Here is a 17,155-nt window from a genome sequence, read left to right as displayed (position 1 = left end):
GATAATTTATTTCAATTCCTTTTCTGCTGCCTCGATACGGGCAAATTCTTCTTCCGGTGTCCCGGCCACCAGATGATGGCGGCTATACAGCAGAAAATAGAGAATCAGTGCAACGTAAATGGCAGCTGCCATTAACCAGACTTTTGGATCGACCAGAAAGCCTGCCACCACGGCAATCGCAGCAAGTACCAGCGCAATGGACGCAGTCACAATACCGCCCGGTGCCTGATAAGGACGTACCAGATTCGGCCGGGACAATTTCAGTTTGATATAAGACATCATCATCAAAACATAGGAAATGGTGGCACCAAAGACCGCCATCAGAATCAGCAGATCACCTTCACCTGAAAGGGACAGCAGGAAGCCAATAATCCCCGGAATAATGATGGCCAAATAAGGTGCATGATTGCTGTTGGTTAAGGACAATTTTTTCGGTAAATAACCGGCACGTGAGAGCGCAAAAATTTGACGGGAATAGGCATAGATAATCGAGAAGAAACTGGCAATCAGACCAGCGAGACCGACAAAATTCACGAAACTTGCCATCCAGGTATTGGCACCATAGACCGCCACCAAGGCATCCACCAGCGGTGCACCGGAATTTTTCAGCGTATCTGCACCTGCTGCGCCAGGACCGAGTAACAAAATACTTAGCGCAAAGAATGCCAGAATCAGCATGGAACCAATCAGGCCACGCGGCAAGGATTTAGCTGGCTCTTTGGCCTCCTCTGCTGCCAGCGGGACACCTTCAACTGCCAGAAAAAACCAGATCGCATAAGGCACTGCTGCCTAGATGCCCAGATAGCCCAATGGCAGGAAACTGCTTGCACCCGCCGCTTCCGTACTGACCGCAATATCAAACAGGTTTGCACTATTAAAATGAGGCAACATGCCAAAGATAAACACCATCAAGGCAACCGCAGCAATTGCGGTAATCACAAACATGATCTTGAGTGCTTCACCTGCACCTTTCAGATGCAAGCCCATAAAAACCAGATAGCTCACCAGATAAATGATCCAGCCGCCAATACCAAACAAGGCTTCGCAATAGGCACCAATGAAACAGGCAATTGCTGCCGGAGCAATGGCATATTCAATCAGGATGGCACTCCCGGTCAGATAGCCGCCAAAGGGACCAAAAGCAGTACGAGCAAAACTGTAACCCCCACCTGCAGTCGGCAGCATGGTCGACATTTCGGACATGGCCAGACACATACACAGATACATGAATGCCACCACAATGGTCGCAATAAACATGCCTCCCCACCCCCCCTGTGCCAAACCAAAATTCCAGCCAGCGAAGTCACCGGAAATCACATACGCGACCCCCAGACCGACGAGAAGCAGCCAACCTACGGCGCCTTTCTTGAGCTGGCGCAAGGCAAAATAATCTTCTTGTACTGCTGTTTCAGTCACACTGGTATCAATCACACTTTTTGACTCTGACATAGCAACCTCGTTGTTTTTATCGTTGTTCCCTGAAGATATGCATAAGCCATACCGGTTCCGCAGGCTTTAGTGAAGACAGTTGAGACGCTGCCTTTCAGCGATGAAATGCGTTATAATTATCCACCTTCTCATTTATACACCCGAGTTATATGGCGTATCGTCAACAAAGTGTATCGCTTGATCTTGATACTGACGTCACACATCAATGTACGCTGCACTACAGCCGTGATCAGCATCTGATTGGAATTATTGAATTTAGCAAGCCAAGCTTCCTGCTTCGCTGGCAGGATCTGGAATATTTCCGTCGTCGTACCGAAGAATTTTCCGTGATGCCTTTTCCGGACTGTGTGAATGCGATGATTATCGATATTCGAGATGTGACAGCATGGCTGGATAATGAAGTGCCGATTATTCCATGGCGTTTACTGGAAGAAGACTGTCCAGTGCGCCTGGTGGTGCCTGCAGACCGTATTGAGCACTATGCCGGATTTTTTGAACCGACCTGGCTCAGTCCCGATGTCGAAACCGCCATTCAGGAAATCCGTGAATCAATGGATATGTTTGTGCATTAAGCTTGAATCGAAAAAACCTCCGCAATGGGCAATGCTGTTTACTTAAGCATTTGAATCATTTTGGAATTCATTAGAGAATCCGATGTCAGGTTTGGCATCGGATTTTTTTATGGTATTTCAGCAGGATATTTTAGATCTTAACAATCTGTTTAAGCTCTCGAATCTGAGTACTTTTATTCACAATATCCCCGTTGAGTGGGTCAAGTCCACACTCAGGTTGAGCAGTCCCGCGACTATTCGCAGGCGGTGCTTGCCTGCGGATCAGGTACTTTGGCTGGTTCTTGGAATGGCGATTTTCCGTGATGTCCTCATCCATGAAGCAGCAAGAAGACTCAATATTTGCACTCAGTGGTTAGCCTCTTATGACTTGCTGACGCGCATTAGTCTAACCAATACACGTAAACATCTTGGTGCAGATTCTGTGGAGTGGCTATTTCACCAGACCGATCAGCACTGGGGACAAGAGCATTATCCGGCTGGGCTGTCGGAACTTAGACAGGGATAGGTAGTTTGTTTTAGAGAGGCCTACAAGGCTTCGGAGAGTCAAAATGTTAAAAAACCGTTATCCCTTAGATCACAATGCCGCTCCTGTTAAAGGAACCGCATTGCCTTCAAGCAGGGGGTTTTGCTCATAAATCCTTCAACCTTACCAGTAATTCTCGACCGCAATATTTCCTTCACCACGACGGTTCATGGTCAGGCCACGAGCTTTTAAGGCTTCTTTGGTATCATCGACCATATCCGGGTTACCACAAAGCATGACATGCGTCGTTTCCGGATTAAACGCGATACCTGCTGCCTTTTCCAGCTCACCATTGGCAATCAAAATCGGTAAACGGTCGTGTAAAGGTGCATCGGGTTCACGGGTAATAATCGGGATAAATTTAAAACCAGTATGTCCTTCGCCAAAGGTTTCAGCGATTTCCTGAATCCGGTCTACATAAGCGAGTTCTGCCCGGGTGCGTACACTATAAACCAGATTAATTTTTTCGTATTTGCTCCAGGTTTCAAAGTCTTGCAACATGCAAATAAACGGTGCCAGCCCCGTACCGGTACCCAGTAACCATAGATCTTTAGGCAAAGGCAATTGATAACGTGCCAGAGTCAGATAACCATAAGGAATTTTTTCCAGATGCAGCTCATCCCCGACTTTGAGGTGCTGTAAATTGGAGGTAAATTTACCTTCTGGAACGACAATCGAGAAAAACTCCAGAGTTTCATCAAAAGGAGAGGACACTACCGAATAGGCACGAACCACCAGTTCATCCCCCACTTGCAAACCAATACGCGCAAACTGCCCTGCGGTAAACTTAAAATGTGCCGGGCGTGTCATCGTAAAACTAAATAATGTATTGGTCCAACGGTGTACAGATAAAACTTTTTCTCGGGTAAATTTTTCAATTGACATGATTTCAACGTGGCATGAAAGACTGTGCTCATGGTAGCATGGCAACATAATTTATTAATATTTTTTAAATGTTAAGGCTCTACTCATGCGCATGACTTTACGCCAATTGGCTGTTTTTGTAGCAGTGGCACAAGAGGGTACCGTAACGAAGGCTAGCGATGCCGTCAAGCTTACACAAAGTGCGGCTAGTATGGCTTTAGCAGATCTGGAAGATGGTCTGGGTGCTCCACTATTTGACCGTCTAGGCAAACGTTTACAGCTGAATGACCTGGGGCGCTTTCTTCTCCCTCAAGCCCTGGAAATTTTAGGTCGTTGTGAATCTTTTGAACAAGTCGCTAAAGGTGAGCTTCAAAGTATCGATTTACGTTTAGGTGCAACCCTGACGATTTCAGATTACCTGATTCCTGACCTAATGGCCGATTTCTTGAAAATCAAGCCGCAAGCACATTTACAGCTTCAAGTCGGTAATACCCGTCAAATGATTGAAGCGGTGAATCAGTTCCAGCTGGATCTTGCCTTAATTGAAGGTTCATGTCATTTGCCACAGCTCCAATGTATCCATTGGCGTGATGATGAGCTGGCCGTGTGCTGTGCGCCAGACCATCCCCTTGCGCAATTGAACCGTGAACTAACCGCTGAAGATTTCAAATCTGTTGAATGGATTCTGCGTGAAGAAGGTTCAGGTACCCGTGAGGTGTTTGACAATGCCATCTTGAAAGATGTGCCAGATGCCAATATCCGTCTGACACTCGGTCATAATGAAGCAATTTTGAAAATTGTAGCGGGCGGAATCGGCATGTCCTGTATTTCCAAACTTGCGATTGAGCCTTTACGTGAAAAAGGTCAATTGGTAATTCTGGATACACCATTCTGGTCGCTGACTCGTCCTCTGTTCATGCTGGTACATCGCCAGAAATATCAGGGTCCAGGTCTGAGAGCCTTTATGAATTTTTGTGAAAGCTAAAATATTAAAAGCACCGTAAGGTGCTTTTTTTATGATTCATCAAAACTGACTTTCACAGGGTATCCCATCTCCGTCACCATCCATTTTAGTATTGGGACAGTTACGAATAAAAAATAATGCTTCCTCATAAGAACCCATCTGACTACAGTGTTCTCGACCATCGCATTTAAATTGAGACATAGATGGCGAAACCGTTTCTGAAGTTTTCGAATTAATGGGGTTATTTTGGCTTCTTAACTCAGTGCCGCGATTTTCGAGGTTCTTCCTACCTTGCTCAGATAATCCTTGCATAGCTAGATCACCTTGCGCTGCTCGCTGCTCAGCGACAATTCTTTGCTGCTCTACTATCAGTCCTTCAAGCTTTTGCTGTTTTTGAACTTGGTAGCTTTGGTATTTGTTATAAATAAGAACAGCAAGAATCACAATAATCACCAGTCCTGATATTGTGATTATTTTTGATGTAGTTGATAATTTTTTCTTTTCATAACGTGGAGAGGCTTTGGTTTCAATATCTTCATGTAGATCATTATTTTGTGCAACAGGCACTTCTTGCTTAATATCCAAGCGAACAATATGGTCCGCCTTAAACTTTCCATTATCTTCCACAATTAAAAACTTTAATTTTTCCCCAATTCTTGGCGGAACATTTTTATTGGGAAAGTCTTTGACATGAAAAAATAAATCTTTAGATTGCCCTTCGATCTGAATAAAACCAAAACCACGATCTTCGTTATAGGTTTTGATTTTCCCCTCTTGAAACATAATTCGCTCTTATCTCTAATATTTTTTATGATTGTAATCAAAAAGAGACTGAAAAGCTTTTGTCAAATTCTCTAAAGCAGAAACAAAAAACTAGAAGTTTTTTTATGACAGAAGAATAGATCCCAAGTTAAAATTAAAAAATTAAAATTTCCTTTTTATTTATACTTCGCCAAAAATCATAAAGCCAACAGCTGATACCAATGCTAGCCAAAGGGTCGGACTAAAGAAAAGTGAATTACGTACCGGAACAGGCACTGTAGGTGCCAAGGATTGCAAGGCGACGACTTCTGGCACAAATTCATCCTGCACTTTAATATCCAGACGTACTATGTTGTCTAATGCCATGCTGCCTTGTTGGGGAATGATTCTAAATTTAAGCCGCTCTCCAATTTGTGGCTCAATTTCAGGCGAAGGTAAATCCTGTAACTTGAAACTTAACTCTTGAGCTTCCCCTACCAACTCCAAAGTACCCATACCACGTTCGGAATCGTAAGTTTTAATTTTTCCATCCGTAAACATGACATTTCTCTCTATAGAATTCATTTAATTTGTATTCTAAGCCAAAGGAAATGTTCAGCAGTGTTGCTGTTTGGTGGATTTTTTATGTGTTGTCTGTCTCTTTGAATATATAAGCGGTGATGCTATAAAAAAAGAGGCTTGAAAGCCTCTTTTAGAATGTAACCAAACACGATTAAGTATGAAGATTATCTATTAACCACGGAAGTTGTTTAACAATGCCGATGTAATTGATTTATTGTGTGTTGCCACTTTGGTTTTTTTAGCTTTCTTTGAGTTGTCTTCGACACGTTCAATCTTAATCGCTTTGTACTTATCGCCATTTTCAACAACATTAAATTTCACACGTTCATTGCGTTTTGGCTCGCCTTCTGCCACAGGGAAGTCTGAAATATGGAAGAATACATCTCCCTCAGCACAGCCAATAAAACCGAAACCTTTGGCAGGGTCATACTGTTTGATTTTGCCCTGATACAATTCATCTTTCATGCTATTGTCCTATCCTGAAAATGCCCTGTCTACATTATATAAAAAAGAGGCTGTAGTAGCCCCTTTTTTCATCATATTCAAAAATTAGTCTTTTTGAACTGAACCAAAGATTTTATCGCCAGCATCGCCAAGACCTGGAACGATATAACCATTTTCATTTAAGCCATTATCGATAGAAGCAGTAAAAATCACAACATCCGGATGCGTAGCTTCTACACGCTTAATGCCTTCTGGAGCAGCAACCAGAACCATCACACGAATGTCTTTACAGCCGCTGGCTTTCAGTACATCAATTGCAGCCACTAAAGAAGAACCTGTGGCCAACATTGGATCAATGATCATCGCGATACGGTTTTGTACGTCTGGAACCAGTTTTTTATAATAGGTACGTGCTTCCAGAGTTTCTTCATCACGCTCTAAACCGAGTACCGATACTTTTGCACTTGGAATCAGGTTCAGGAAACCGTCGAGCATGCCAATACCGGCACGTAGAATTGGCACAACCGTGATTTTTTTACCCGCAATACGGTCAACTGTAACAGCACCATTCCAGCCATCAATATCATGTTCAACCATTGGCAGGTCTTTAGTTGCTTCATAAGTTAGAAGCATGGTCACTTCTTGAGCTAACTCACGGAAATTCTTGGTACTGATATCTGCACGACGGAGTAAACCAAGCTTATGTCGAATGAGTGGATGACGGATTTCATGGATTGCCACGGGAGAACACCTAAAAGGTTAAAGATAAATTTCCGCTATTATAAAGGCTTTTATTGATTTGTATAAATAAAAAAGCCCCCAATCATGGAGGCTTTTTTGTAATAACGTCAATCTTTGCAGATATTAGTTAAAACCACTTTGAACCAAAGTGAAAATGAACTGTTGCAATTCAGGTGACATGGCAAAGAATGCATATTTAGACACTGCAATCACCGGATCTGGGTAGACACCGATCACAAGTACCGCAAGCGCAGCAAGAAGTACCATGATACCACCGACTTTTTGACCCCAATGATTCACCGCATCTAGACGTGGTGTTTCAGGTGGTGTCATGTAAAGCACAACCATCACACGTAGGTAGTAGTACAAACCGATACCAGAACCCAAGATAACCATCGCAGTCAGGAACCAGGCTTCGCCTGCAACCGCAGTTTTAATTACCAGGAACTTACCGATAAAGCCGGCAGTTAAAGGAATACCTGCAAGAGACAGCATCATCACTGTCAATACAGCAGTTAATACTGGACGGCGCCAGAACAAACCACGGTATTCAGCCAGACTACCCGCTTCATCCGTATTGTTATACGGACTAGACATTAGCGTAACAACACCGAACGCACCGATCGTCGTTAATACATAGGTAATCACATAAACGTTTACACTTTCAAAAGTTGCAAAACCTTGAACTTGTAAGAAATCCGTATTACGTGAACTTACGATGGCAACCAGCAAATAACCAAAGTGTGCAATTGAAGAGTATGCCAAGATACGTTTCAAGTTCACCTGGCGAACCGCCAGCAAGTTACCAGCAAGGATAGACAGAACCGCAATAATCGAAATGATCGTTACGAAGCTGTCCGCCAGGATTAAACCTGAAGACAATGCATAACGAACAAACAGACCGATCATGGCTACTTTCGCAACAGTCGCAAGGAAAGTTGCGATTGGCGCTGGGGCACCCGCGTATACGTCTGGTGTCCATTTGTGGAATGGTGCCAGCGATAATTTAAATGCTACTGCAAATACAATTAATGCCAGACCAATCACGACAGCCGGTTGACTGAATACAGTAAACAGTTTACCCGGTTCCGCAACGAAACTTAAAGTACCTGTATATGCATAAATATATGCCATACCCATGAGCAGCATTGCAGACGCAGTTGCTGAAAGCACCAGATATTTCACACCCGCTTCAAGCGATTGAGAACGTTGATGTGTATATGCCAACAAGCCATATACAGGAATCGACATCAACTCAAGGCTGATAAAGAATGATGCATAGTGTGAGCTAGCCACCATTAGCATGGCACCCGCAACGGATGTCAGCATCAGGATATACAGCTCTTCACGGTTATCTTTATAGGTTTCGATATACGCGTGAGATAGCGTTGCACATGCAAGTGCAGCAATCAAAATCACAAACTGGTACAGCATCGTAAATGGATCTACGATGAACAGATTCATCACGTTGGCAGGTGCAAACACGCCCGCCAACAAAACGAAAATGATATAGAACGCAGCAAGGTTTAAGCCAATCACCGTGGTGGTAGCCACCAGGTTATGGTTACGCTTGATTGCGGTCAGCAACATCACGACGATCGCAGTTAACGACACGATCATCACAGGTGCTAGAGGCATAAGCTCAGAAAAAGACATTGTGAAGTTCATGGCTTATTGGATCTCCACATTTTCAAGTTGAGTCGTTACTTGATCAGCAACTTCAACCACTTCTTGAACTGGAATGTAGCTATTCGCTAACCACGCCATACTTGAGTTAGAAACGTCAAGGAAGCTTTGTGGATATAGACCAAGCCAAAGTAGACCAAACGCACAGATCAACAATAATGCGATTTCACGTGCATTTAGATCTTTTAACGGATTTGTATAGTGCTGCTGTTGCGCTTCATTTGGTACACCAAACAAGGCTTTGTGAATCAGGATCAAACCGTATAGACCCGCAAATACCAAGCTGATTGCCGCAAGAATGGTAAACGCCGGGAATTTCGCATAAGCACCCATCAGGATCAGGAACTCACCAATGAAGTTACCTAGACCTGGAATACCCACCAACGCCGCAACGAAGAACATCAGGAAGAATGCAAGATACGGGAACTGACCACGCATACCGCCCATCAAACGCATATCACGCGTATGCACACGCTCATATACCTGACCACACATAATGAACAGCGCAGCAGATGAAATACCATGTGCCAACATCATGATCATCAGACCTTGGAAGGTCAGGATGTTACCTGCGTAGATCGCAAGTAAAACGAAGCCCATGTGTGAAATAGAGGTATAAGCCAACAGGCGTTTCATGTCGGTTTGTTGGAAAGCACACCAAGCACCGTAGAAAATACCGATTAAACCAAGAATGATTGCGAAGTCTGCAAACTGTGCAGACGCTGCCGGGAAGAACGGAATCACGAAACGTAATAAACCGTACGCTGCAGTCTTAATCAAGATACCTGCAAGATCGACAGAGCCCGCTGTTGGTGCTTGTGCATGTGCATCTGGTAACCAGCCGTGTAATGGGAAAACTGGAAGTTTTACCGCAAAACCGATGAATAAACAGATCATGAATGCATAAGCCACCGCTGGCGCCTGAGCATCAAGCGTATTCGCCACACCTAATAGATAGTTGTAGTCGAAACGGATTTCGCCAGTCATGGTATAGCCCACAGTCACCAGACCAAGGATACCAATCAGCATCACCAAACCGGCAACCTGCGTGTAAATGAAGAACTTGTTAGCTGCATAAACACGTGACTTGCCTTCTGCCCCTTTATGACCCCAAAGGGCAATCAGGAAGTAGATCGGTACCAGCATCATCTCCCAGAAGAAGAAGAACAGGAACAGGTCAATCGCAAGGAAGACACCGATGACACCACCCAACGACCATAAAAGGTTCAAGTGGAAGAAACCAACGTTCTTTTGAATCTCGCCCCATGAACAGCCTACTGCCAGCACACCCAGGAGTGCAGTCAAGCCAACCATAAGAAGTGATAAACCATCCACTGCAAGGTGAATGTTAATGCCGAGGGTTTGAATCCAAGGCAATTTGAATTCGGCAGCCCACGAAGGTGTAGCACCGCCTAATTCATAGTTATAAGTACCAGTCTGCCAAAGGACGATGGTCAAGACCAAGGTCACCAGCATACCGATCAGCGCGATATAACGCGGCAAGTGTTGGTCGAGTTTATCGACCAACCAGCATATGAAACCTGCAATGAACGGAATGAGGATCAGAGCCGGCAAAATAATATTGTTTGGAGCTTCCATTTTATTTCCCCACGACCTGAATCACGATCAAGATCATCAGTAGGACAACGACACCGAGCCCCATACTAGATGCATATTCACGCAGTGAACCGGTTTGACGTGAACTTGTAAAGCTGTGACCACCTTTAACAAGTGCAGGAAGTACCAGCCATAGGCCATCAATTGGATCACGACCAAAGATCTTCGCGAACATTAAATATGGCTTCACGAAAATGATGTCATACAGCGTATCGAAACCTAATGCATTACGGCAGATATTGACCAAGCCAGCACCCACAGAAGTGGCTGCAAAACGTTTGACTGCATTGTAAGCAAAAGCGAACAACACAACACCCACTGCAAGACCTGTTAACGCAACAGCGATTGCGATGTATTCAGCACCATGTGCACCCGCTTCAAGCGCTTCAGGAATAATGAAGGCTGGAATTTGTGCAGCATCCAGAATACTCATCACTGGTGCTTTCAGAACGATCGCCAGACCTGTTGAAAGTACAGCAAGAATCGCCAGTGGCGCCCAGTAAGTTGCACCTTTGATTTCATGATAAGGCGTGTTTTCTTTGCCGAAGAATACAACCCAGATTAAGCGGAATGTATAAATAGACGTTAAGAATGCACCTGCAACACCCACCCAGTACAGCGTGTTATATACCGGTAAACCAGCAATATGACTTTGCGTCCAGACTGCAGCAAGAATCGCATCTTTTGAGAAGAAACCAATGGTCAGGAATGGAATCGCTGCCAATGCACCGCCACCAATCGCGAAACATGCAAACAGGAATTTGTTCTTGTAGAACAGACCACCCATCTTGAAGATGTTTTGTTCGTGATGGTAAGCCAGAATCACCGCACCTGACGACAAGAACAAGAGTGCCTTGAAGAATGCGTGAGTTAGCATATGGAACAGACCAGCCTGATACGCTTCAGCACCCACCGCCATAAACATATAACCCAGCTGACTCATGGTTGAGTAAGCCAGAATACGTTTGATATCGGTTTGAACCAGTGCAGCAAAACCAGCAACCAGTAAGGTCACCGCACCTGTGATCGAAATAAATACCATCACTTCTGGCGCAAGTTCAAAGACTGCGAACAGACGGCAGCACAGGTAAACACCCGCTGTTACCATCGTTGCAGCATGGATCAATGCAGAAACAGGTGTCGGACCTGCCATCGCATCGGCTAACCATGTTTGTAACGGGATCTGTGCAGATTTACCCGCCGCACCCAAGAACAATAACAATGCTGTCCAGATGGTCAGAGATGAACTTTGTGTCATTACAGTCGCTGCATTTTCAACGATGTACTGAATGTTCAAGGTACCGAATTGCTGGAAGATCAGGAACATGGCAATCAGCAAGAATACATCACCGATACGGGTCACGGTAAATGCCTTGATTGCCGCCAGACCATTTGCAGGGTTCTGGTAGTAATAACCGATCAACAGGTATGAACACAGACCTACGCCTTCCCAACCTAGGAATAACAACGCCAGGTTATCGCCCAATACCAGCAACAACATGCTAGCAACGAACAGGTTGAAGTAAGAGAAGAAACGTGCGAAGTCTTCTTCACCACGCATGTACCATGATGCAAAGATGTGAATCAAGAAACCCACACCTGTCACCATGCCCAGCATCAGTAAAGATAAACCATCCAGTTGCAAGCTGATGCCCGGAGCAAAACCACCAACACTGAACCAGGTCCAAAGGTGTTGTACTACTGCAGTTGAACCATTGTTAACAAAGTCCATACCCGCAATCAGTGCGAACAGTGCAGATAAACCGACTGCACCCACACCAATGATCGCTGCAACAGATTCCGGAAGCTTGTTACGCCCCGCCGCCAACAGGACAAAACCAATGAGCGGAAATAAAATTGTTAGATATAAATAACTCATCCGCGCATCTCACTAGCAGCATCCACATCCAGGTGATGGAAGCGATGATAGAACTGAAGGACGATCGCAAGACCAATACAAGCCTCTGCCGCAGCAAGCGTCAGGATCAGGATAAACATGATCTGACCATCTGGCTGTGCCCATGCACTGCCCGCCAGGACGAACGCTAAAGCAGCAGCGTTCATCATGATTTCAAGGCTCATTAAAATAAATAGTAGGTTGCGTCGCACCATTACACCGTAAAAACCCAGTGCAAAGAGAATAGATGCAACGATCAAACCATGCTCTAAAGGGATGTTGCCCATTATTCTTTTTCCTCTTCTGCATCTGGTTCACGTTTACCCAAATGGAATGCAGCTACCAAGGCAGCAAGCAATAACATCGCGGCAACTTCAACCAACAACAAGTATTGCGTAAAGAGTGCTTGACCCACTGCTTTCGGGCCCACCATTTCTGTACCCATTACCAGTGAAGCTTGTGTGTAATCAGAGTTTAATACCCATACCAGCACCAAACCGATCAGGAAGCTCATCAACGCCGGATAAGCCCAAGCCGATGAGGTCAACCATTTGCGTTCTTGTTCAACGGTCTGCTCACCCAGGTTCAGCATCATCACCACGAACACGAACAACACCATGATCGCGCCCGCATAAACGATCACTTCCAGCGCACCAGCGAATGGCGCACCGACGATCAGGAACATGCCTGCGACTGCAAGCAATGACACGATCAGGCTTAATAAAGCATGTACCGGATTCGCGTTAGTCACCACGCGAACCGTAGAGACAATGGCCACGAGGGCCATTAAATAAAATGGCCACATCATGGTAATAGACTCCGTACATCAACAGGTGCACTTTCACGCTGTGCTTGACCTTTGTCCTTGCCTGCAACTGCCATACCGGTTACACGGTAGAAGTTATAGTCAGGATATTTACCGGGACCAGAAATCAGCAGGTGTTCTTTTTCATAGACCAAGTCCTGACGAACATATTCGCCAAGCTCGAAGTCCGGGGTCATCTGAATCGCAGTGGTTGGACACGCTTCTTCACACATACCGCAGAAAATACAGCGTGAGAAGTTGATACGGAAAAATTCCGGATACCAGCGACCATCTTCACGTTCTGCTTTTTGTAGTGAAATACAGCCTACCGGACAGGCAACCGCACACAGGTTACATGCCACACAGCGTTCTTCGCCATCAGGGTCGCGTGTCAATACGATACGACCACGGAAGCGTGGTGGCACGATTTCTTCGGCCGGCACTTCCGGATATAAAATGGTGTCACGTTTACGTGTTGCGTGGCTGAACACCATCCACAACGAACGAACGATTGACCCGAATCCAGCTAGAAATTTAAACATTTTGTTCTCCCTGCTGTCTTAGGCCTGATTCATCAGAATCACAGCACCAGTTACCAAAAGGTTAACCAACGCCAATGGCAAGCAAATTTTCCAACCAAAGTTCATCACCTGGTCATAACGTGGACGCATTAATGAACCACGCGCCAGTACAAACATCATTACAAAGAATGCTGTTTTGATAATGAACCAGAATGCTGCTGGAAGGAACGGAATATCAAGGTTGAATGGCGCAAGCCAGCCACCGAAGAATAAAGTCACGATCAATGCAGAGATCAGTACCACGTTGACGTATTCCGCAACGAAGAACATCCCCCACTTCATACCGCCGTATTCGACATGGTAACCTTCTGCCAATTCTTGTTCTGCTTCTGGTTGGTCAAATGGGTGACGATGCGTTACCGCAACACCCGCAACCACAAAGATCAGGAAGCCAAGGAACTGAGGAATCACAAACCATACATCTTTTTGCGCTTCAACGATTTCACGCATGTTGAATGAACCGGCAATTGCCACCACACCCATCAATGAGATACCCAAGAACACTTCATAAGAAATGGTCTGAGCCGCAGAACGTAAACCGCCCAGTAAGGCATATTTGTTGTTTGATGACCAGCCACCGAACAGGACTGCATAAACTGCAATACCGGCCATTGCCATAAAGAACAACAGGCCGATGTTCATGTCTGCTACACCTAAATAAGGTGATACAGGAATAACCATGAACGACAGCACTGCAGTTGCCATCGCAACTGCAGGCGCCATACGGAACGTCAATTTGTCAGCAAACTTAGGTGTCCAGTCTTCCTTGAACATGATTTTCAGCATGTCGGCAACAATCTGGAACATACCGCCCGGACCAACACGGTTCGGACCGTAGCGGTCTTGCCACAAGCCGAGTAAACGACGTTCAATAAAAGACATCAACGCAGCGATCAGTACTACAACCAGCAAGATCACAATCGCTTGAATGACTGAATAGGCAATTGGCCAGTTTTCAGCCCACAGCGGCGTTTGACGGATTAATTCTTGTTCCATGAATTACACTCCTACCGCGACTGAAACAGGCTCTGCAAGAGATACCGTCGGTACCAGACCGATTGGGTAGCCAATATAACCTGTCGGTAAATATTCAATCACTTGAACTGGAAGAACGATTGACGTCTCACCTGCTTTCACCGTGATTGTCTGACCATCTTGAACATTCAGGCGCGCTGCATCCTGCTCACCCACTGCAAATACCGCTTCAGGAATACGTGTTTCCATCGCTGGTGTTTTTACCGTGAATTCACCTGAACCAAAGATATGGTGCATTGGTACCAGACGGAAGCTTTCAGCATTGACCAGAACAGGTGCCGGTGCAACGAATGTACGTGCCGGACGTTTTGCCAAACGGTCGAATAAACGAACGCCTGAATCACCACCTTTCAGTGAACCACCCACAGTTTCCTGGAACTTGTTCCAGGCTTGTGGCGAGTTCCAGCCTGCAGACCATGCAAATGGAACCAGTGGAGATGGGGTCTGGTCTCCGACATAACCTTCCATCGAGAACGTTAATGCAGAGTCTTGATCTGTAGGCTGTTTCGGCTCATGTACAGACAATGGCGAACGCATTGAAGTACGACCTGAGTAACGACGTGGTTCACGTGCCACTTTCAAGCCATGAACACGGAAGCCCGCATCAGGTGCGACATCCAGGATGCCTTCAAGCGCAGGAACGTTCTTCGCCACTGACTCGATTACGTCATCCAGTAAAGTCCAAGAAATCGCTTTGCCTTTTACGCCTGTTTCCAGAGCGTGTAACCAGCGCCAAGATTCTTTGATCGCCAATTCAGGATTGTAGTAGCTTGGGTCATACACTTGGTAGAAACGTTGTGCACGGCCTTCTTGCGATACAACCGTACCATCACCTTCCGCAAAGCTTGCGGCAGAAAGTACGATGTCGGCTTTTTTCACTGTTTCAGTTTCAGAATGATCCAGTACGATCACATCTTTACCTGCAAGTGCAGCATCAACCTGTGCAGCAGGAAGACGACGGTAAAGGTCGTTTTCAACCACAATCACAGTATCGTAATCTTGTGCAAATGCTTGCTCTAGGCTTTGACCACCCAAGATTGCCATACCCATCGAGTTCACTTCAGGAACCGTCAAGGTCAGACCTGCATTACCCAGATTCTGTGCAACTTGTGCAGCAGCTTCCATGATGGCAGGATCTTGCAAGCTTGTACCCGAGATAATCAGTGGTTTCTTCGCAGCTTTTAAAGTGTCCGCAATGGTTTGTGCAAATGCTTTGGCATCGTCATCTAAACCAAGAATCGTTTCACCCGCAACTGCTGCAGCAACTGCAAAACCTAAACGCGCGATGTCGTTTGGAGAAGCAACCACTTCGCCTTCAGCAACATCAGACAAACGGGTTTGTGTCGCAGCCAGGATGTAAATCGGAGATTTTGCATCTTGGGCAATACGTTGTACCGGCTCAGCTAACCATTCTTGCGTACGGCGCTCTGCCGCCATCTCTTTGCCTTTATTTTTCGCAGCCTGGCGAACAGATAAAGCCATACGTGGCGCAGTTTGTGTGAGGTCTTCACCCAAAATTAACACAGCATCGTAGCTTTCAATTTCACGCATGTTCGGGTTGTAAACACCCTCGGTTTGCATGATAGAAGCTGCCAACTCAACCAGATTCTTTTCTTTTTGAGATAGACCTGTTGAGAAGTTCTCTTGACCCACCAACTCACGAAGTGCGAAGTTTGATTCAAGTGATGCACGCGGTGAACCAATACCCAATACTTTTTTGCCCTGGATATTTGCAATGACCGTGTCTAGTGCTGCATCCACTGAAACAGTTTCAACAGTTGCACCTTGACGGAATTGTGGTTGACGCGGACGGTCCTCACGGTTCACATAACCTGTACCGAAACGGCCTTTGTCGCATAGGAAGTACTGGTTGACTTCACCGTTATAACGGTTTTCTACGCGGCGAAGTTCGCCATAACGCTCACCCGGAGAGATGTTACAACCTGAAGAACAGCCTTGGCATACGCTTGGCGCATACTGCATGTCCCATTTACGGTTGTAGCGAGCCGAATGAGTTTTGTCGGTGAATACACCTGTTGGACATACTTCAGTCAGGTTGCCCGAGAATTCAGACTCTAAAGTACCTGATTCAGGACGACCGAAGTACACACGTGATGCATTGGCATACACGCCGAAGTCCGTACCACCTGCGTAGTCTTTGTAATAACGCACACAACGGTAACACGCGATACAACGGTTCATTTCGTGAGAAATGAATGAGCCAAGCTCCTGGTTGTAATGGGTACGCTTCGTGAAACGGTAGCGACGACGGTCATGCTGCGTCATTACAGTCATATCTTGTAAATGACAGTGACCCCCTTCTTCACAGACTGGACAGTCGTGCGGATGGTTGGTCATCAAGAATTCAACAATCGAAGCACGGAAATCTTTGGCTTCTTTGTCTTCAATCGAGATGTAGGTATTGTCAGATGCTGGCGTCATACATGACATGACCAAACGGCCACGCGTATCTTCTGGATTCGCGTACTGGGTCACGGCACATTGACGGCAAGAACCGACAGAACCTAAGGATGGATGCCAACAAAAGTATGGGATATCAATGCCAAGACTCAAACATGCTTGTAGCAAGTTTTCCGAGCCGTTGACTTCATACGATTTGCCATCGACATGAATTGTAGCCATAGTCGAATTCC

Annotated in this window: 15 protein-coding genes and 2 pseudogenes; 3 read left to right on the top strand and 14 right to left on the bottom strand. The window is 45.6% G+C overall.

All coding sequences use genetic code 11. The features are described 5' to 3' along the window. Nucleotides 1-6 precede the first annotated feature (6 nt). Nucleotides 7-1,449 (bottom strand): annotated as a pseudogene (gene eat / locus PYW33_RS03405) (ethanolamine permease). A 149-nt stretch (nucleotides 1,450-1,598) separates the two neighbouring features. Between eat and PYW33_RS03400 the strand changes: the two are divergent. Together PYW33_RS03400 and PYW33_RS03395 are read left to right on the top strand one after the other, a co-directional pair. Continuing rightward, the gene (locus tag PYW33_RS03400; protein WP_004280758.1) at nucleotides 1,599-2,021 is read left to right on the top strand and encodes a hypothetical protein; all 423 of its coding nucleotides are present in this window, start codon (nucleotides 1,599-1,601) and stop codon (nucleotides 2,019-2,021) included. A gap of 109 nt (nucleotides 2,022-2,130) precedes the next feature. Continuing rightward, a pseudogene (locus PYW33_RS03395) lies at nucleotides 2,131-2,493 on the top strand (transposase domain-containing protein); the annotation flags it as partial. Between the two features lie 174 nt (nucleotides 2,494-2,667). Here PYW33_RS03395 and PYW33_RS03390 read toward each other — a convergent pair. Next, nucleotides 2,668-3,429 (bottom strand): ferredoxin--NADP reductase, encoded by a 762-nt coding sequence (locus tag PYW33_RS03390; RefSeq protein WP_004280760.1) that lies wholly within the window; start codon nucleotides 3,427-3,429, stop codon nucleotides 2,668-2,670. Between the two features lie 85 nt (nucleotides 3,430-3,514). Here PYW33_RS03390 and gigC point away from each other — a divergent pair, with 85 nt between their 5' ends. After that, the gene (gene gigC / locus PYW33_RS03385; protein WP_004280761.1) at nucleotides 3,515-4,393 is read left to right on the top strand and encodes a LysR family transcriptional regulator GigC; all 879 of its coding nucleotides are present in this window, start codon (nucleotides 3,515-3,517) and stop codon (nucleotides 4,391-4,393) included. Between the two features lie 39 nt (nucleotides 4,394-4,432). Here the strand turns inward: gigC and PYW33_RS03380 are convergent, their stop codons facing one another. The 12 genes from PYW33_RS03380 to nuoG all read right to left on the bottom strand — a co-directional run bounded on the left by PYW33_RS03380 (nucleotide 4,433) and on the right by nuoG (nucleotide 17,144). Next, a complete protein-coding gene (locus PYW33_RS03380) occupies nucleotides 4,433-5,155 on the bottom strand; it encodes a cold shock domain-containing protein (protein ID WP_004280762.1) in 723 nt (240 codons plus the stop codon). Between the two features lie 159 nt (nucleotides 5,156-5,314). Further along, nucleotides 5,315-5,674 (bottom strand): hypothetical protein, encoded by a 360-nt coding sequence (locus PYW33_RS03375; RefSeq protein WP_004645874.1) that lies wholly within the window; start codon nucleotides 5,672-5,674, stop codon nucleotides 5,315-5,317. Nucleotides 5,675-5,866: 192 nt separating this feature from the next. Continuing rightward, nucleotides 5,867-6,160, bottom strand: coding sequence for a cold shock domain-containing protein (locus PYW33_RS03370; RefSeq protein WP_004280764.1), 294 nt, complete (start codon nucleotides 6,158-6,160; stop codon nucleotides 5,867-5,869). A gap of 84 nt (nucleotides 6,161-6,244) precedes the next feature. Then, nucleotides 6,245-6,880, bottom strand: a complete 636-nt coding sequence (gene upp / locus PYW33_RS03365) for a uracil phosphoribosyltransferase (protein ID WP_004280765.1) — start codon at nucleotides 6,878-6,880, stop codon at nucleotides 6,245-6,247. A gap of 123 nt (nucleotides 6,881-7,003) precedes the next feature. After that, entirely contained in the window at nucleotides 7,004-8,548 is a 1,545-nt protein-coding gene (gene nuoN / locus PYW33_RS03360; RefSeq protein WP_004645875.1) for an NADH-quinone oxidoreductase subunit NuoN, read from the bottom strand. Between the two features lie 3 nt (nucleotides 8,549-8,551). After that, nucleotides 8,552-10,165, bottom strand: coding sequence for an NADH-quinone oxidoreductase subunit M (nuoM, locus tag PYW33_RS03355; protein ID WP_004280767.1), 1,614 nt, complete (start codon nucleotides 10,163-10,165; stop codon nucleotides 8,552-8,554). A 1-nt stretch (nucleotide 10,166) separates the two neighbouring features. Then, entirely contained in the window at nucleotides 10,167-12,062 is a 1,896-nt protein-coding gene (gene nuoL, locus PYW33_RS03350) for an NADH-quinone oxidoreductase subunit L (RefSeq protein WP_004280768.1), read from the bottom strand. Next, complete coding sequence (gene nuoK / locus PYW33_RS03345) at nucleotides 12,059-12,367, bottom strand: NADH-quinone oxidoreductase subunit NuoK (protein ID WP_004280769.1); 309 nt, start codon at nucleotides 12,365-12,367, stop codon at nucleotides 12,059-12,061. Before nuoK ends, nuoL begins: the two co-directional genes overlap by 4 nt. After that, complete coding sequence (gene nuoJ / locus PYW33_RS03340; protein WP_171054322.1) at nucleotides 12,367-12,885, bottom strand: NADH-quinone oxidoreductase subunit J; 519 nt, start codon at nucleotides 12,883-12,885, stop codon at nucleotides 12,367-12,369. The genes nuoK and nuoJ overlap by 1 nt, the downstream gene beginning before the upstream one ends. Continuing rightward, complete coding sequence (gene nuoI, locus PYW33_RS03335; protein WP_004280771.1) at nucleotides 12,885-13,427, bottom strand: NADH-quinone oxidoreductase subunit NuoI; 543 nt, start codon at nucleotides 13,425-13,427, stop codon at nucleotides 12,885-12,887. The genes nuoJ and nuoI overlap by 1 nt, the downstream gene beginning before the upstream one ends. A gap of 18 nt (nucleotides 13,428-13,445) precedes the next feature. Next, nucleotides 13,446-14,462, bottom strand: a complete 1,017-nt coding sequence (gene nuoH, locus PYW33_RS03330) for an NADH-quinone oxidoreductase subunit NuoH (protein ID WP_004280772.1) — start codon at nucleotides 14,460-14,462, stop codon at nucleotides 13,446-13,448. 3 nt (nucleotides 14,463-14,465) lie between these two features. Next, nucleotides 14,466-17,144, bottom strand: coding sequence for an NADH-quinone oxidoreductase subunit NuoG (nuoG, locus tag PYW33_RS03325; protein WP_004280773.1), 2,679 nt, complete (start codon nucleotides 17,142-17,144; stop codon nucleotides 14,466-14,468). Between the last annotated feature and the right edge of the window lie 11 nt (nucleotides 17,145-17,155).

It is taken from the genome of Acinetobacter lwoffii (assembly GCF_029024105.1).
Classification (GTDB): Bacteria; Pseudomonadota; Gammaproteobacteria; order Pseudomonadales; family Moraxellaceae; genus Acinetobacter; species Acinetobacter lwoffii.
The sequence above is the reverse complement of the archived record's forward strand: the minus strand, read 5'-3'. Positions and strand labels throughout refer to the sequence as shown.

What these genes read in the sequence shown, in the direction of transcription:
- PYW33_RS03370 (WP_004280764.1), bottom strand. Translation starts at nt 6,160, where the DNA reads ATGAAAGATGAATTGTATCAGGGCAAAATCAAACAGTATGACCCTGCC.
- nuoM (WP_004280767.1), bottom strand. Translation starts at nt 10,165, where the DNA reads ATGGAAGCTCCAAACAATATTATTTTGCCGGCTCTGATCCTCATTCCG.
- PYW33_RS03400 (WP_004280758.1), top strand. Translation starts at nt 1,599, where the DNA reads ATGGCGTATCGTCAACAAAGTGTATCGCTTGATCTTGATACTGACGTC.
- gigC (WP_004280761.1), top strand. Translation starts at nt 3,515, where the DNA reads ATGCGCATGACTTTACGCCAATTGGCTGTTTTTGTAGCAGTGGCACAA.
- nuoG (WP_004280773.1), bottom strand. Translation starts at nt 17,144, where the DNA reads ATGGCTACAATTCATGTCGATGGCAAATCGTATGAAGTCAACGGCTCG.
- nuoJ (WP_171054322.1), bottom strand. Translation starts at nt 12,885, where the DNA reads ATGTGGCCATTTTATTTAATGGCCCTCGTGGCCATTGTCTCTACGGTT.
- nuoN (WP_004645875.1), bottom strand. Translation starts at nt 8,548, where the DNA reads ATGAACTTCACAATGTCTTTTTCTGAGCTTATGCCTCTAGCACCTGTG.
- nuoK (WP_004280769.1), bottom strand. Translation starts at nt 12,367, where the DNA reads ATGGGCAACATCCCTTTAGAGCATGGTTTGATCGTTGCATCTATTCTC.
- nuoH (WP_004280772.1), bottom strand. Translation starts at nt 14,462, where the DNA reads ATGGAACAAGAATTAATCCGTCAAACGCCGCTGTGGGCTGAAAACTGG.
- PYW33_RS03380 (WP_004280762.1), bottom strand. Translation starts at nt 5,155, where the DNA reads ATGTTTCAAGAGGGGAAAATCAAAACCTATAACGAAGATCGTGGTTTT.
- PYW33_RS03390 (WP_004280760.1), bottom strand. Translation starts at nt 3,429, where the DNA reads ATGTCAATTGAAAAATTTACCCGAGAAAAAGTTTTATCTGTACACCGT.
- nuoI (WP_004280771.1), bottom strand. Translation starts at nt 13,427, where the DNA reads ATGTTTAAATTTCTAGCTGGATTCGGGTCAATCGTTCGTTCGTTGTGG.
- nuoL (WP_004280768.1), bottom strand. Translation starts at nt 12,062, where the DNA reads ATGAGTTATTTATATCTAACAATTTTATTTCCGCTCATTGGTTTTGTC.
- PYW33_RS03375 (WP_004645874.1), bottom strand. Translation starts at nt 5,674, where the DNA reads ATGTTTACGGATGGAAAAATTAAAACTTACGATTCCGAACGTGGTATG.